At 66.9% G+C, this 16,195-nt stretch carries 4 protein-coding genes; all 4 read right to left on the reverse strand.

What is annotated here, in order from left to right; genetic code table 11:
- Positions 1 to 69 precede the first annotated feature (69 nt).
- Entirely contained in the window at positions 70 to 6,486 is a 6,417-nt protein-coding gene (locus AB0M22_RS34755; RefSeq protein ID WP_364735971.1) for a type I polyketide synthase, read from the reverse strand.
- On the reverse strand, positions 6,483 to 8,486 hold the full coding sequence (locus AB0M22_RS34760) for an AMP-binding protein (RefSeq protein ID WP_364735974.1): 2,004 nt from the start codon (positions 8,484 to 8,486) through the stop codon (positions 6,483 to 6,485). Before AB0M22_RS34760 ends, AB0M22_RS34755 begins: the two co-directional genes overlap by 4 nt.
- Positions 8,487 to 8,585: 99 nt before the next feature.
- Positions 8,586 to 15,074: a type I polyketide synthase gene (locus AB0M22_RS34765; protein WP_364735977.1), complete on the reverse strand. Its 6,489-nt coding sequence runs from the start codon at positions 15,072 to 15,074 to the stop codon at positions 8,586 to 8,588.
- A gap of 134 nt (positions 15,075 to 15,208) precedes the next feature.
- Positions 15,209 to 16,180 carry an AfsA-related hotdog domain-containing protein gene (locus AB0M22_RS34770; RefSeq protein ID WP_364735980.1) on the reverse strand — a complete coding sequence of 324 codons (972 nt, stop codon included), beginning with the start codon at positions 16,178 to 16,180 and terminating at the stop codon, positions 15,209 to 15,211.
- Positions 16,181 to 16,195 lie beyond the last annotated feature (15 nt).

A 16,195-nucleotide genomic window follows, 5' to 3' on the forward strand; every position in this document is an offset into this window, starting at 1 on the left:
CAGTACCTTTCTGTTCATCGAGCCAGAACGCTTGGCGCGCCGGCTTGTTGGGACAAGACTCGGTGGCGCTCACTTGTGCACCGTCGGCGCGCTGTCGATGAAGTCGAAGATCTCGTCGTCCTCGGCGGCGTGCAGGTCGATTCCGGAACCATCGCCGCCCTGCAAACTTCGAATGATCTCCGTGAGACGCGCCGTGACGGCGGCTACGTCGGACCGATCCAGCTCCGCGCCATCACAGGCCCCGGACAACGCATCGACCTGAGCCACAATCCGTCCCACGACGTCGTCGGCGGGCACGATCTCGGCGGCGATATAGCCGGCCAACAACGTCGGCGACGGGTAGTCGAACACCACCGTCGTCGGCAGCTTCAGACCGGTAGCGTTCTTCAACCGATTCCGGAACTCGACCGCCGCCAACGAGTCGAAACCCAAGTCCTTGAACACATCATCGGCACCCACCGCCTCGACGGACGCATGGCCCAATACGGCGCAGGCATGCGAGCGCACCACATCCAGCACGATCCGACCCTGCTCAGCGGGACTCAAACCGGTCAAGGTCGCCACCAATCCGGAAGCCTGCCCTGTCCGCGTGTCCGCCGTTTTGCGAGTCCGCCGCACCATGCCGCGCAACATCGGCGGCACGGTATCCACTTTCTGCAATACCGCCGTATCGATTCGCGACGCCACTACACATCCCTGGCCGGACCCCACCGCGGCATCCAGCATCGCCATACCGTCGTCGGTCGCGATCGGCACGAACCCACCCGCCGCCAGCCGCTCCCGGTCCGCCTTGGTCAGCGACGCCGTCATCGCTGTCGCCTGCTCCCACAGTCCCCATGCGATCGACGTCGCCGCCATCCCGTGCCGACGTCGATACACCGCCAGAGCATCCAAAAACGCGTTCGCCGCAGCGTAATTCGACTGTCCGAGCGAACCGAGCACGCCCGCGATCGAGGAGAACAGCACGAACATCGACAGCGGAAGGTCTTTCACCGCTTCATGCAGATACCACGCCGCATCCACCTTCGGCGCAAGCACTTTCCCGACTCGATCGGCAGTGAGGTCGGTGAACAAGCCGTCGTCGAGCGCCCCCGCGGCGTGCACGACTCCGGTCAACGGATGGCCCGGATCGATACCGGATACCAACGCGCGCACCGCATCACCGTCGGACACGTCACAGACCACCACTTCCACGGATGCCCCGGCTTCGCGCAGTTCTGCCACCAACTCCGCTACACCCTCGGCAGCCGGACCACGCCGCGAGGCAAGCACCAGATGCTCGACACCGTGCCGAGCCACCAGATGCCGCGCCACCACCGCACCCAAACCACCGGTGCCACCGGTGATCAGCACGGTCCCGGCACGGTCCAGCGGCTGCGGAATCGTCAACACGTTCTTGCCGATATGCCGCGCCTGCGACACAAACCGAAGCACTTCGGGTGTCCGCCGAACATCCCACCGGGTCACCGGAAGTGGTTGCAGCACCCCGGCTTCGAACAGCGCGAACAGTTCACTCAGGATCCGCTGCAAATGCGGCGCAGACAGTTCGGACAAATCGAAGGCCTGATACCGCACGCCCGGATACGCGGCAGCGGTCTCCGCCGGATCACGCAGGTTGTTCGCGCCCATCTCCAGGAAACGACCGCCCCGCGGCAACAACCGCAATGACGCATCGACGAACTCACCGGCCAGCGAATCCAGCACTACATCAACGCCCTGACCACCGGTCTGGGCCAGGAACTTCTGCTCGAAATCCAGGGTCCGTGAATTCCCGATCCGGTCGTCGCTGAAGCCCAGCTCGCGCAGCACCGGCCACTTCGGTTCCGACGCCGTCACGAACAACTCGGCACCCAAATGCCGCGCCAGCTGGATCGCCGCCAAACCCACCCCACCGGTCGCCGTATGAACCAACAGCCGCTCGCCCGCTTGCAACCCCGCCAGATCAACCAGCGCGTAGTAGGCCGTCGCAAACACCACCGGTACCGCAGCGGCCTGCTCGAAACTCCAGCCGGACGGAATCCCCACCACCGATGACTCAGACGTAATCACCGACGAGCCCGCACCGGGGAACAGACCCATCACCCGGTCGCCCGGCACAAACCGCGTCACACCCGAACCGACAGCAGAAACGACTCCAGCGCCCTCACCGCCGACCGCAACACCCTCGCGCGGATACATATTCAAGGCGATGATCACGTCCCGGAAGTTCATCCCGACCGCGCGCACCGTCACCCGCACCTCGTCAGCGGCCAATTCGATATCCGGATCAGCCGATTCGAGCACCAGGTTGTCGCCGTGCAGCGCGCCGGTGCCCAACGTAGTCAGCTTCCACGGCTCGCCCGACGCCGCCAGGTCCGCATTCCCGACCGTATCCGCGCCGACGCGGGACAGCCGAGGGACCTGGAGAATTCCCCGGCGCACCACGGCCTGCTGCTCACCGGACAACGCCAGCGCGAGAACGGCCGCGCGATAGTCGGACACCTCATCGATATCGAGCAGCGCAATATGACCGGGATTCTCGTTCTGCGCGCAACGTAGTAGGCCCCAGACCGCGGCACTCGCCGGATCGATATCCGCGCCGCCGTCGATCGCCACCGCATTGCGCGTGACCACGACCACGGTCGCGGCACTGAATCGCTTGTCCGACAGCATCTTCGCGACAAGCTCGAAGGCCTCGCGCACCAGCCGGTGCGTCCGGTCTACGATTCCCGCTCGAACATCATGGCTGCCTCGGCGATCGGGCTCCGGTGGACAGGTCAACGCAAGGATCCCGGGGTCGGTGACAGACCGTTCCAGCAGCCAGCCGACGCTCGTATCGACGGTTTCCCAGGGGTCGTCGGATTCCGGAATCACACTGCTGGTCAACGAAATCCAGTTCATGCCGTACAGATCGGCGAGACCGCGACCCGAGCTGTTGATGCCATCGACCGCGAGCGGACGCAAGGCCAACGATTCGACATGCGCGACGAGTTCACCAGCCGGATCAACCAATACGACCTCCATCCGGTCACCGGCGCGCACTACGCGCACCCGCACGACCGACGCACCCACCGCTGCCAACGAAACCCCCTCCCACACGAACGGCAACCGCACCCCCACACCACCGGAGGCCAACTCCCCCACCAACGAAACATGCAGAGCCGCATCCAACAACGCCGGATGCAACCCGAACCGCCCCGCGTCGCCGGCACCGCCCTCGGGCAACACCACCTCACCGAACAGCTCGCCCCCACGCCGCCACACCGACCGCACCCCTTGGAAAACCGGTCCGTACTCATACCCGGCGACAGCCAGCGCCGCATACACATCCCCCACCTCGACGGGCACCGCGCCCGCCGGCGGCCATACCCGCAATTCGGCACCCGCATCCGACTGCGCGGCAACCGAATCCAGCACCCCGGTCGCATGACAGGTCCATTCCTCCGCCAGACCTTCAGCCCGGGAGAACACCCCAATCCGCCACTCCCCCAACGACTCGCCCTCGGTCACCCGAACCTGAATCTGAACCCCACCCTGCTCACTGAGCACCAACGGCGAGGCCAACACCAACTCCCCCACCCGCGACGCACCCACCACATCCGCCGCGAACAACGCCAACTCCACGAACACCGCCCCGGGCACCAGAATCCGCCCGTCTACCGCATGATCAGCCAGCCATGCGTGCGACGACAACGACCATCGACCGGACAGCAGAACACCTCCGCCATCAGCCACCCCCACCACCACACCCAGCAACGGATGTTCCACCGACCCCAATCCCAGCCCGGAAACCGCAACCGCCGGCGTCGTCTCCAACCAATAGCGCTGACGTTCGAACGCGTACGTCGGCAAGTCGACCCGCACTGCCCCGGAACCGGCGAAGACCCGTGACCAATCCACCGGAACACCCCGAACATGGGCCGCCGCAACGGAAGTCAGGAACCGCCCGAGCCCACCGTCACCGCGCCGCAGCGATTCGACCACCACGCTGCGCTCCGCGTCCTCGGTATCGTCGAGGAATTCCTGCACATCGGCGCCGAGCACCGGATGCGGACTGCACTCCACGAAGCCGCGACCACGCAACTCGTAGGCGGTCTGCACGGCGCTCGCGAAATGCACTGTCTCGGAGAGATTCCGGTACCAGTACTCGGCATCCATCGCCGCACCATCGAGCACTTCGCCCGTAACCGATGAAATGACGGCGATGTCACTGGAGCGCGAAGACACCTCGCCCAGCTCACGCAGGATCTCCGCACGCAACGGCTCGATCTGCACGGAATGCGCCGCATAGTCGACCGCCACCCGCCGCGCACCGATCCCCGTCGCCTCACAGTGCGCCAGCAGTTCATCCAGCGCGGCATTGCTACCGGACACCACCGTGGAGGTCGGTCCGTTGACCACGGCAATGGAAAGCTTCCCCGCCCAACGAGCTTCCACCGCCGCTTCGACCTCGGCGAACGGACGAAGCACCGACACCATCCCGCCCCGACCGGCGATGGCACACACAACGCGGCTGCGAATCACGACAATCCGGGTCGCCTCCCGCAGCGACAACACCCCGGCGACATGCGCGGCGGCAATCTCCCCCTGGGAGTGCCCGATCACGGCATCCGGCTCGACCCCCATCGAGCGCCACAGCCGGGCCAGCGCGACCATGACCGCGAACAGCACCGGCTGCACGACATCCGGGCTGTCACCAATACTGTTGCTACGCAATCGCTCCAGCAGCGACCAGTCGGTGAATTCACTCAACGCCGCCGAGCACCGGCCGATCTGCTCGGCAAAAACCGGCGACGATTCGAGCAACTCGGCCGCCATCCCAGCCCATTGCGACCCCTGCCCCGGGAACAGAAAGACCGTCTTACCGCGCACATCCGCGCGGCCCTGCACGATATTCGGGGTATCCCAGGCGGCGATCTCGGCAATCCCGGCTTCCAGTGTCTCCCTGGTATCCCCGAGTACCACGGCGCGCTGCGCGAACGATGATCGCGAGGTCACCAACGAGTACCCGATATCGACCGGATCCGGACTCGACTCCGAGCCCACCAGCTCTTGCAACCGTTGCGCCTGCCCCGCAAGGGATTCGGCCGTCTTGGCCGAGAGCACCCATGGAATGACCGGCGGCGCGAACCGTTCGGGCGCTCTGGCGGATTCGGTGACCGGCGCCTGCTCCAAGATCACGTGCGCGTTCGTCCCGCTGATACCGAACGACGACACCGCAGCCCGGCGCGGACGATCACGGTGCGGCCACTCGCGCATCCGCGTTGCCAGTTCCACCCCACCGGCCGACCAGTTCACATGCGGACTCGGTGCATCGACATGCAGGGTCGGCGGTATCGTCCCCCGGCGCATCGCCTCCACCATCTTGATCACACCGGCCACCCCCGCGGCCGCCTGGGTATGCCCGATATTCGACTTCACCGACCCCAGCCACAGCGGTTCCCCGGCGGGCCGCGCTCGTCCATAGGTCGCCAGCAGCGCGGACGCCTCGATCGGATCACCCAACGTCGTGCCGGTCCCGTGCGCCTCGACGACGTCCACCCCATCGGCCGCCACCTGTGCATTCGTCAACGCCTGCCGGATGACCCGCTGCTGCGCCGGCCCATTGGGCGCGGTCAGTCCATTGCTTGCCCCGTCCTGATTGACCGCCGAACCGCGCACCACCGCGAGCACGGTATGCCCGTTGCGCCGAGCATCGGAGAGCCGTTCCAGCAGCAGCACGCCGACGCCCTCGGACCAGCCCACCCCGTCCGCCGCGGCGGCGAACGCCTTGCAGCGCCCGTCCGGGGCCAGCCCGCGCTGCTTGGAGAACTCGACGAACGAGGTCGGCGCGGTCATCACCGCCACACCGCCGGCGAGCGCCAGCCCGCACTCCCGCATCCGCAGGGAATGCGCCGCCAGATGCACCGCCACCAGCGAGGACGAACACGCGGTGTCCACGGTGATCGCCGGCCCCTCCAGGCCGAGGGTATAGGCGAGCCGGCCCGAGACTATCGACCCCGCCGAGCCCACCACGTCCGTGCCGTACTCGTGATACATCACTCCGGCGAAGACGCCGGTGTCGCTGCCCCGCAACGACATCGGGTCGATGCCTGCGCGTTCAACGGTCTCCCACGACACCTCGAGCAGCAAACGCTGCTGCGGATCCATGATCGTCGCCTCGCGCGGCGAGATGCCGAAGAACCCCGCGTCGAACTCGGCCGCGTCATGCAGGAATCCGCCCCGGCGTACGTAACTCTTACCCGGTTGCCCCGGTTCGGAATCAAACAGGTTCGCCAGATCCCAGCCCCGGTCGGCCGGAAACTCCGACGTCGCGTCCACGCTGTCGGCCACCAGGTCCCAAAGCTGCTCGGGTGTGCGGACATCGGCTGGATAACGACAACCCATCGCGATGATGGCGACCGGTTCCGCCAGTGCGGCCCTGGTTTCCGCGCCGGCGTGCCTTAGTCGTTCCTGCTCCAGCAGCGAATTGCGCAGCGCCTCGACCAGTTTCTCGGTTGTCGTCACTGTTCGCCGTCTCCTTCGCCGTCGTCGGCTGCCTCGGGAACCGTCTGGGCGCCAACCGAAGCCAGCCGGACCAGCTCGGCCGGATCCATGGACTCGATCGCGGCGATGCGCCGCGCGAAGTCGTCGGCGGGCGGGGCGGTCGGGAGTGGCGCTGGCTGCTCCTCGCCGAGCAGCAACGAACGCAGATGACCGGCGAGTATTTCCGGTGTGGGGTAATCGAATACGGATGTGGCCGGTATATCCAGCCCGGTGCCGGTGACGAGTTGGTTGCGCAGTCCCACCGCACCCACCGAGGTGATCCCCCAGTCGGTGAAGGTGCCGTCGACGTCGCGATGGGTGTCGCCGATGATCGTCGCCACCGATTCGAAGATCCGGTCACACAGCAGAGCGACCCCGTCGGCCGGTGACAAGGTCGCGAGCCGGGCTGCCAACTCGGCACGGACGGCGGCATCGGGCTGCGCCCACTCATCGGCTTGGCCCGTTGATTCGGCCTCGATGCTGCCCAGCAGCCGGCTCGCCAGCAGCGGCAGCTCGCGGCGGAGGATCTTTCCGGACATGGTCCTCGGCACGGCGTCGATTTCGTACACCTCGAACGGAACCTTGGTGTGCTCGAGGCTTTTTCGGCATTCAGCGAACAACGCACCGACCTCGAAGCCGCTAGGATCGGGCACGACGAGGGCGATCGGCACTTCGCCAAGTGTGTCGTGCGGCTTGCCGCAGACCGCCGCATCCTGCACGCCCGCAACGCGTTTGACCGCGTTCTCGATCTCGACCGGGTGGATGTTCTCGCCGCCCCGAATGATGAGTTCCTTGATCCGGCCGGTGATGTCGAGATAACCCAGCGGGTCGCGGCGCGCGAGATCACCCGTGCGCAGCCACTCCCCGCGCAGCACCTCGGCCGTCAGATCGGGCCGGTTGTAGTAGCCGACCATCACACCGGGACCGGCGACCCATAGCTCCCCTTCGGCACCGGCAGGCACGTCGAAACCGGTGCCGGGATCGACGATCCGGGTGCTGACCCCCAGAATCGGAAGCCCGGCCGAAGCGGGGGTGTTGCGGTTCGACGGCGGATTGACGGTGATGGCCCCGGTTGCCTCGCTCGCGCCATAGGTATTCAGCAACGGCACGCCCAACGTGGCTTCGACCGCCCGGCCGAGTTCATCGGAACCGGGTGCGCCACCGAACCAACAGGCCCGCAACGCATGTGCGGGGATTGCCTCGGCACCTACCCGGACCAACTGCTGAAACAGGGTAGGCACCCCGACCAGCACAGTCGGCGACGTCGAGCCGAGCGCGTCGAGCAGCGGCCCGGCGGCGAATCCGTCGATCAGCAGCGTGCCGGCACCGACGGCAACGACGCCGAGCACGCCCAGATGATGACCGAGGCAGTGCGACAACGGCATCGGCCACAACAGCCGATCGTCGGCGCTCATCCCGAACCCGGGAATGTAACCGGCGACCGTGCCCCACAGCGCCTTGGTCAGCGTCGTGACCACACCCTTCGGCTGCCCGGTGGTCCCCGAGGTGTAGAGGATCCAGCCGATGTCATCGACGCCGAGGTCGTCCCGCGCGGCCGTCACCGGTTCCGTGGTGGCCAATTCCTCGAAGGCACGCTCGTTTTCGCCCGATTCGCCTGAGACCACAATGCGCACATCAGGATGCCGAGCCAACAACTCTCGCCGTCGTGCCACGGAACTCGCCTGTGCCATCAGCACATTCGCTCCGCTGTCGAGCAAGATATGGTCGAGTTCGGCATCTGAGCAGTAGGGGTTGACCGGCACCCCGATCGCCGCTGCTCGCGCGACACCCAGGTATCCCTCGGCCATCTCGACGCTGTTGCCGAGCATCAGCACGACCCGATCGCCGCGCCGGCAGCCGAGATTTCCCGCGAGCCGACGGGTGCGCCGCTCCAGCTCCGCGTATCCGACAGACCGCCGGGGATCGGTGAAGGCGACCTTGTCGCCGAATCGAATCACGTTGTCCCGCAAAATGTCCTGCACTGGACGGATGAGATCGGTTCGTAGCATGAGATCCCTCGATATCGATAGTGTCTTGCCGAAATCAGGACGGCGTCAGCGCCGAGCCGTCCCTGCGGTGCGTCACACGTAGCCGGTGGGACGCGCCTGGTCGATGAAGTCGAAGATCTCGTCGTCGTCGGCGGCATCCAGATCGAGACCCGAACCGCCACTGCCCTGCAAACTCCGGATGATCTCGGTCAGCCGCTCGGTCACGGCGGCGACGTCGGACCGATCCAGCTCGACCCCGTCGCACACCCCCGACAGCGCGTCTACCTGGGCAACGATCCGATCCACGGCGTCCTCGACCGGCACGATCTCGGCGGCGATATACCCGGCCAGCGCCGCCGCGGTCGGGTAGTCGAACACCACCGTCGTCGGCAGCTTCAACCCGGTAGCGTTCTTCAGCCGGTTCCGGAACTCCACCGCGCCCAGCGAATCGAAACCCAAGTCCTTGAACACGTCGTCGGCACCGACCGCCTCCGCCGAGGCATGCCCCAGCACCGCGGCGGCGTGCGCGCGCACCAGATCCAACAGAATCCGGCTTTGTTCGGCCGCACCCAGTCCGGTCAGACTGGCGACCAGGCCAGAAGCCTGCCCCGTATCCGCGGCCTTGCGCATCCGTCGCACGACACCACGCAGCATCGACGGCACCGTCTCCGCCTTCTGCAAAGCCGCGATATCGATCCTCGACGCTACGACCGACCGCTGCCCGGAGCCCAGCGCCGCATCCAGCATCGCCATGCCGTCGTCGGTGGCGATCGGCAGATATCCACCGGCGCGCAGCCGGCCACGGTCGATGTCGGTCAACGACGCGGTCATTCCGGTCGCCTGCTCCCACAGACCCCAGGCGATCGACGTCGCCACCAGACCCCGCCGCTGCCGGTAGAGCGCGAGCGCGTCCAAAAACGCGTTCGCCGCAGCGTAATTCGACTGCCCGGGTGAACCGGCCGTCCCGGCGATCGAGGAGAACATCACGAACATCGACAGCGGAAGGTCTTTCGCTGCGGCATGTAGGTGCCAGGCCGCATTCGCCTTGGGCGCGAGCACTTTCCCTACGCGATCGGGAGTCAGGTCGGTGAACAGACCGTCATCGAGCACCCCTGCCGTATGCACGATCCCGGTCAACGGACGGCGCGGATCGATGCCGGACACCAACGCGCGCACCGCATCACCGTCGGACACGTCGCAGGCCACCACTTCCGCACTCGCCCCGGCTTCGCGCAGATCAACGACCAGCTCGGTCGCGCCCGCAGCGGCCGGACCGCGCCGCGACGCGAGCACCAGATGTTCGACACCATGCCGAGCAACCAGGTGCCGCGCCACTACCGCGCCCAATCCACCAGTCCCGCCGGTGATCAATACGGTGCCGGTGCGATCCAATTGCCGCGGGACCGTCAGCACGTTCTTGCCGATGTGCCGCGCCTGCGACAGGTACCGGAACGCCTCCGGCGCGCGCCGCACATCCCACTGCGTCACCGGAAGTGGTTGCAGCACTCCGGCTTCGAACAGCGTGAACAGTTCGCTCAGGATCTTCTGCAAGTGTGGCGCGGGTAGCTCCATCAGCTGGAACGCCTCGTAGCGCACGCCTGGATAGGCCGCGGCGATCTGTGCCGGATCTCGCAGATCGGTGAGACCCATCTCCAGGAATCGACCACCACGCGGTAGCAATCGCAGTGACGCATCGACGAATTCACCGGCCAGCGAATCCAGCACCACATCCACGCCCCGGCCCTCGGTCTGAGCCAAGAACTTCTGCTCGAAGTCCAGGGTTCGCGAATTCCCGATCTGCTCTTCGCCGAAGCCGAGTTCGCGCAGCACCGGCCACTTCGGCTCCGAGGCCGTCACGAACAACTCGGCCCCCAAATGCCGCGCCAATTGAATCGCCGCCAAGCCGACACCACCGGTCGCCGCATGAATCAACACACGCTCACCGGATTGCAGTCCCGCCAGATCGACCAATGCGTGATACGCCGTCGCAAACACCACCGGCACCGCCGCAGCCTGCTCGAAACTCCAGCCCGACGGGATCAGCACCACGCCGGACTGATCCGCGACGACGTTCGATCCGACACCGGCGAACAAGCCCATCACCCGGTCGCCGGGTTCGAATCGGGTGACGCCGGGACCGACCGCCGACACGACCCCGGCCCCTTCACCACCGACCGGTGCGCCTTCGATCGGATACATGCCCAACGTGATCAGCACATCGCGAAAGTTCATCCCGGCCGCGCGTACCGCGACGCGCACCTGCCCCGGTGCCAATTCCGTCGTGTCGTCGGCGGGCGCGAGCACCATGTTGTCGCCGTTGAGCGTGCCTTTATCCAAGACACCCAACTGCCACGCGGACCCTGATTCGGCCAGATGCGCACCTGTCGTCGTATCCGCGCCCGCCCGCGCCAGCAGCGGCACGAAAACGGCACCGCGCCGGACGGCTGCCTGCGCTTCGCCGGCGGCCAATACCGCGGCCACCGCCGCCCTTCGTTCCGCGATCGCCGACCCGATCGCACGGTCGGCGCGAGAATCCAGGTCGAGCAGGACGATTCGATCCTCGTTCTCGCTCTGCGCGCTACGCAACAGACCCCAGATCGCGGCCTGACCCGGATCGATGTCCGCGCCGCCGTCGACCGCGACACCACTGTGGGTGACGACCACCAGGGTGGCGGCCGCGTAATCCGGTTCGGCCAGCAGCGATTGCATACGTTCCAGCACACCGATCACGCAGGACTGCGGATCGGCGATCAGGCTGCCCGGCGGACAGGTGAGCACGATGGTGTCCCGGCCGGAATCACTCCAGCGCTCCAACTCCCACGGTCGGCCTTCGCTCGCCACCGGATCCGCGAGCGTACTCCAGTCCCCACGGGCGGCGATCTCGGTCTGCGGCGAAGCGTCCCAGTGCAATTCGAACAGCGCATCGGCGATCGAGGCGGGCGGGCCGATTAGCGTGTCGGTCGAAATATCGCGCAGGGCAAGCGATTCGATATGCGCGACGAGCTCGCCGGCCGGATCGACCAGCACCACCTCCAGCCGATCACCCGAGTGCGCCACCCGCACCCGCACGACCGAAGCGCCCACCGCCGCCAGCGACACCCCCTCCCACACGAACGGCAACCGCACCGGCCCCACTTCGCCCAGGTCCAAGTCCCCCACCAGCGAAACTTGCAGTGCCGCATCCAACAGGGCCGGATGCAAACCGAACTGCCCCGAGGCGCCGGCCGCGCTCTCGGGCAGCACCACTTCGCCGAACAACTCCTCCCCGTGCCGCCACACCGAATTCACTCCTCGGAACACCGGCCCGTACTCATACCCACCGGCCGCGAACGACTCATACACGTCCCCCACCTCGATCGGCACCGCGCCGACCGGTGGCCACACGCGCATATCCGCGCCGACGTCGGCGGGCGTCGCCACCGAATCCAGCACCCCCGCCGCATGATTCGTCCACTCCGCCTCGCCCGAACCCTCGGCCCGCGAGAAGACCCCGATCCGCCACTCCCCCAGCGACTCCCCTTCGGTCACCCGGACCTGTATCTGAACCGCGCCCCGCTCACCGAGCAGCAAAGGCGCCGACAACACCAGCTCGCCGACCCGCGACGCATCCACGACCCCCGCCGCGAACAACGCCAACTCGACAAACACGGCCCCCGGCAACAGAACCTGTCCGCCGACCCGGTGATCGGCCAGCCATGCGTGCGACGACAACGACAGCCGCCCCGACAGCAACACCCCGCCGCCATCGGCCACACCGACCAGCACACCGAGCAACGGATGTTCCACCGCACCCAAACCGAACTGCCGTGGATCGCTCGAGCCGTTCCCGCTGCTGATCCAGTAGTTCGTGTGATCGAAAGCGTACGTGGGCAATTCGACGATCTGCGCGCCGGTTCCGGCGAACAACTCCGACCAGTCGACCGGCGTGCCACGACCGTGCGCCACGGCGATCGCGCTCAGTAGGGCGACCGGTTCCGGGCGCTGGGCACGCGAGACCGGAACGGCAACGAAGTCGGCTTCGTCATCCTCGGCCAAACTCTCGGTGACCAGACCGGTCAACCCCGCCGACGGCCCGATCTCGAGCAATGTCGCACCGGCCCTGGCATATTCGGTAGCGCTCGCAACGCCGTCGGCGAAACGCACCGGGGCACTGACATGCCGAACCCAGTACCCGGGATCGCGCAGCTCATCGGGCGTCGCGATCCGGCCGGTCACATTCGAGACGACCGGCAACGTCGCTTCGTGGTAGGTCAGTTCGGCACAGACAGCGTCGAATTCGGCGAGCATCGGCGCCATCAGCGGTGAATGGAACGCATGACTCACCCGCAGCCGCGTGGCCTTGATCCCCTCGGCCACCAAACCCTCGGCGACCTCTTCGACTTCCGCTTCGGCTCCCGAAATAACGACGGAACCAGGCGAATTCACCGCCGCGATACCGACCTTGCCATCCCGCCCGGACAGCAACGGCGCGACGACCTCCTCCCCCGCGGCAAGCGCGATCATCGCACCACCGGTAGGCAACGCGGCCATCAACGTGCCACGCGCGGCCACCAGCCGCACCGCGTCGGGCAACGACAACACGCTTGCGGCACAGGCCGCGGCGATCTCGCCGATCGAATGCCCGAGCACGACATCGGGTTTCACGCCCCAGCTCCGCAGCAGCTCGAACAACGACAGCTCGACGGCGAACAGCCCGGCCTGAGTGAAATCGGTCCGATCGAGCAGCGCCGCATCGTCACTGTCGGCGGCGGCGAAGACCACCGCACGCAGCGACCGCGCCAGCCACGGCTCGAACAACTCGCAGATCTCATCGAACTTCGCCCGGTACACCGGGAAAGCGTCGTACAGCTCGCGTCCCATCTCCGGTCGCTGCGATCCCTGCCCGGAGAACGCGAAAACGGTCTTGCCCTTGACCGCACCGGCGCCCACCACCACACCGGGAACGTCGCTGCCCGCCACCAGATTCGCCAGCCCGGCCGTCAGCTCGTCGCGACCGTGTCCGAGCACCACCGCACGATGCGGATGACGGGTCCGCGAATTCACCAGCGACAGTCCGACATCGGTGGGATCCAGGTCTGGGTCCTGCTGAACCCGCCGCGCGAGCTGCCGCGCCTGACCGACCAGCGCGTCCCGGCTCTTCGCCGAGACCACCCACGGGATCAGCGGCGGCACAATCCGTTCCGGAGCGGGCACGGCCTCCTCGACCGGCGCCTGCTCCAGAATCAGGTGCGCGTTCGTCCCGCTGATGCCGAACGACGACACCGCGGCACGGCGCGGGTGCCCGTTGGCCGGCCACTCCCTCGGCTCGGTGACCAAAGCCACTTGCCCACTGTCCCAATCGATCTGCGTGCTCGGGATATCCGCGTGCAGGGTGGGCGGCACGATCCCGCGCCGCAACGCCTCGACCATCTTGATCACACCGGCCACTCCGGCGGCCGCCATGCTGTGCCCGATATTCGACTTCACCGACCCCAGCAGCAACGGCTCGTTCACCCGTTCGCGGCCGTAGGTGGCCAGCAGGGCCGTCGCCTCGATCGGATCACCCAGCGCGGTGCCGGTGCCGTGGGCCTCCATCACATCGACCTCGCGTGCGGCCAGCTGGGCGTCCGACAGCGCCAGCTTGATCACCCGCTGCTGAGCCGGACCATTCGGCGCGGTCAGCCCATTGCTCGCACCGTCCTGATTCACCGCGGAACCACGGATCACCGCCAGCACCCGCCGACCGTTGCGGCGAGCGTCGGATAGTCGCTCGAGACACAGGACCCCGACCCCCTCGGCGACACTGAACCCATCGGCATTGTCCGCGAACGATTTACACCGCCCGTCCGACGCGAGCGCCCCCATCGCGCAGAACTCCACGCAATCGTCGATACCGGTGATCATGGTCGAGCCGCCTGCCAGCGCCATCGAGATCTCACCACTGCGCAACGAACGCACCGCCTGATGCAGCGCGACCAGCGACGACGCGCACGCCGTATCCACCGTTACCGCAGGACCTTCCAGGCCCAGGACGTAGGCGATCCGACCGGTGGCGATGCTGCCGGTATTGCCGGTCAGCATCATGCCGTGGAACGAGCCGATATCGTCGGGGTCCGACCGGAACGTCGGCGTGATGACCCCGGCGAACACGCCGGTCGCGCTGCCGGCCAGCGTGGTTGGATCGATGCTCGCGTTCTCGATTGCCTCCCAGGCGACTTCGAGCAGCTGACGCTGCTGCGGATCCATCGCCAACGCCTCGCGCGGCGAGATGCCGAAGAAGCCTGGATCGAAATCGCCGGGCCGGGTGAGGAATCCGCCGCGGCGGACGTAGAACGTACCCTTGTGATCCCGGTCCGGGTGGTAGGCCGAGTCGATGTCCCAGCCGCGATCGGCCGGAAACTCGGAGATCAGATCCCGGCCTTCGAGCGTCGCCTCGAACAGGTCGGCCGGATTCTGGATATCGCCGGGGAACCGGCACCCCATGCCGACGATGGCAATCGGTTCGTGCATCCGGGATTCCATGTCCTGCAACCGCTGTCGCGTGTCCTGGAGATCGATCGCGGCCCGCTTGAGGTACTTGCGGAGGTCGGATTCGGTGGCCATCGTTGTTCGCCTTCCTGCATGCACGAGTCCGGCCCGGACGCGAGCTTGCGCGACGGACGTCTCGATTTCACGAGTTAGATTGCGGCCGAACGGTTCTACACGTTCGGGCTATTCGGAGAGATCGACGGGGATGCTCATCGGTAACTATCGGCGGGATACGGGGACAACTCGATGCGGCCGTGCGCGACCTGCTTACCGAATTGGTGGAAATCGACGACGACTTCGGTTCCGCCCACACCGGATTCGGCGTCGGCCTCGGTGGTGCATTCGACGATCGCGTCCAACTCCGCGAATCCGGTGAACTCGATCTCGGCGGCGGTCACCACCGGCGTGTCCGGACGGCCGCCCGCCAGTATCGCCGCCTGCCGGAAGGCCTCCAGCAGCAGCGGACCGGGGACGTGGTCGTAGGGGTGATCGAAGAACGAGGGGTGGCTCTGATCGACGACCAGCACCACACCGTCGTCGTGCGGCACCGTCGCCAACACCACATTCCGGTGATCGCGGCGGCCCACCCGCACCGGTTCGACCAGGGTGACGACCGGCCCGGCGCCCGTCACCCCAGTAGCGCGTTCGGCGCGCTGGACCAGCCGCATGCCGTCGTAGGCATCGCGGGTGAACACGATCCCGCTGCCGCGCACGGTCAATGCCAACGCGGAGTCGATGGTCAAGGTCGCCTCGAACGCGGTGTCGACGAAGTAGTCGCCCGGGCGGCCCTGATCCGAGTGGATCCGGACGATGCCCTCGAGCGGCGCGCGCCGGTCGTCCCGGAATGCGCTCAGGTCCTCGACGCTGAAGGCCATGCGCTGCAAGCTGAGCGGGGTATCGGCCGGCACCTGCCCGTACCGCTGGCCGACGACGAGCATCGCCTGCCGGATCGCCTCGATGGTGGACAGCGGATCGTGGTAGTCGACGGTCCGGTCGAACCACAGCGAGTGCGCGCGCGGCAGCTGGATCGCGGCCAGGAACTCGTCCGGCCCCACCTGCACGGTGTCCGCGACGTACACCTCGCCGAGGGCGCGGCGATGGGCGAGCGTGCGCGGCACGGTTTGATCGAAGGTGAGGCCGTCGCGACGGGGCGGCCCGGTATCCAGCAGATTCTTCGTCATCGGCGTTCCTTCTCG

The organism is Nocardia sp. NPDC051756 (assembly GCF_040681495.1).
Lineage (GTDB): Bacteria > Actinomycetota > Actinomycetes > Mycobacteriales > Mycobacteriaceae > Nocardia.

Coding starts and splice junctions, on each gene's coding strand:
- AB0M22_RS34770 (WP_364735980.1), bottom strand. CDS start 16,180: ATGACGAAGAATCTGCTGGATACCGGGCCGCCCCGTCGCGACGGCCTC.
- AB0M22_RS34765 (WP_364735977.1), bottom strand. CDS start 15,074: ATGGCCACCGAATCCGACCTCCGCAAGTACCTCAAGCGGGCCGCGATC.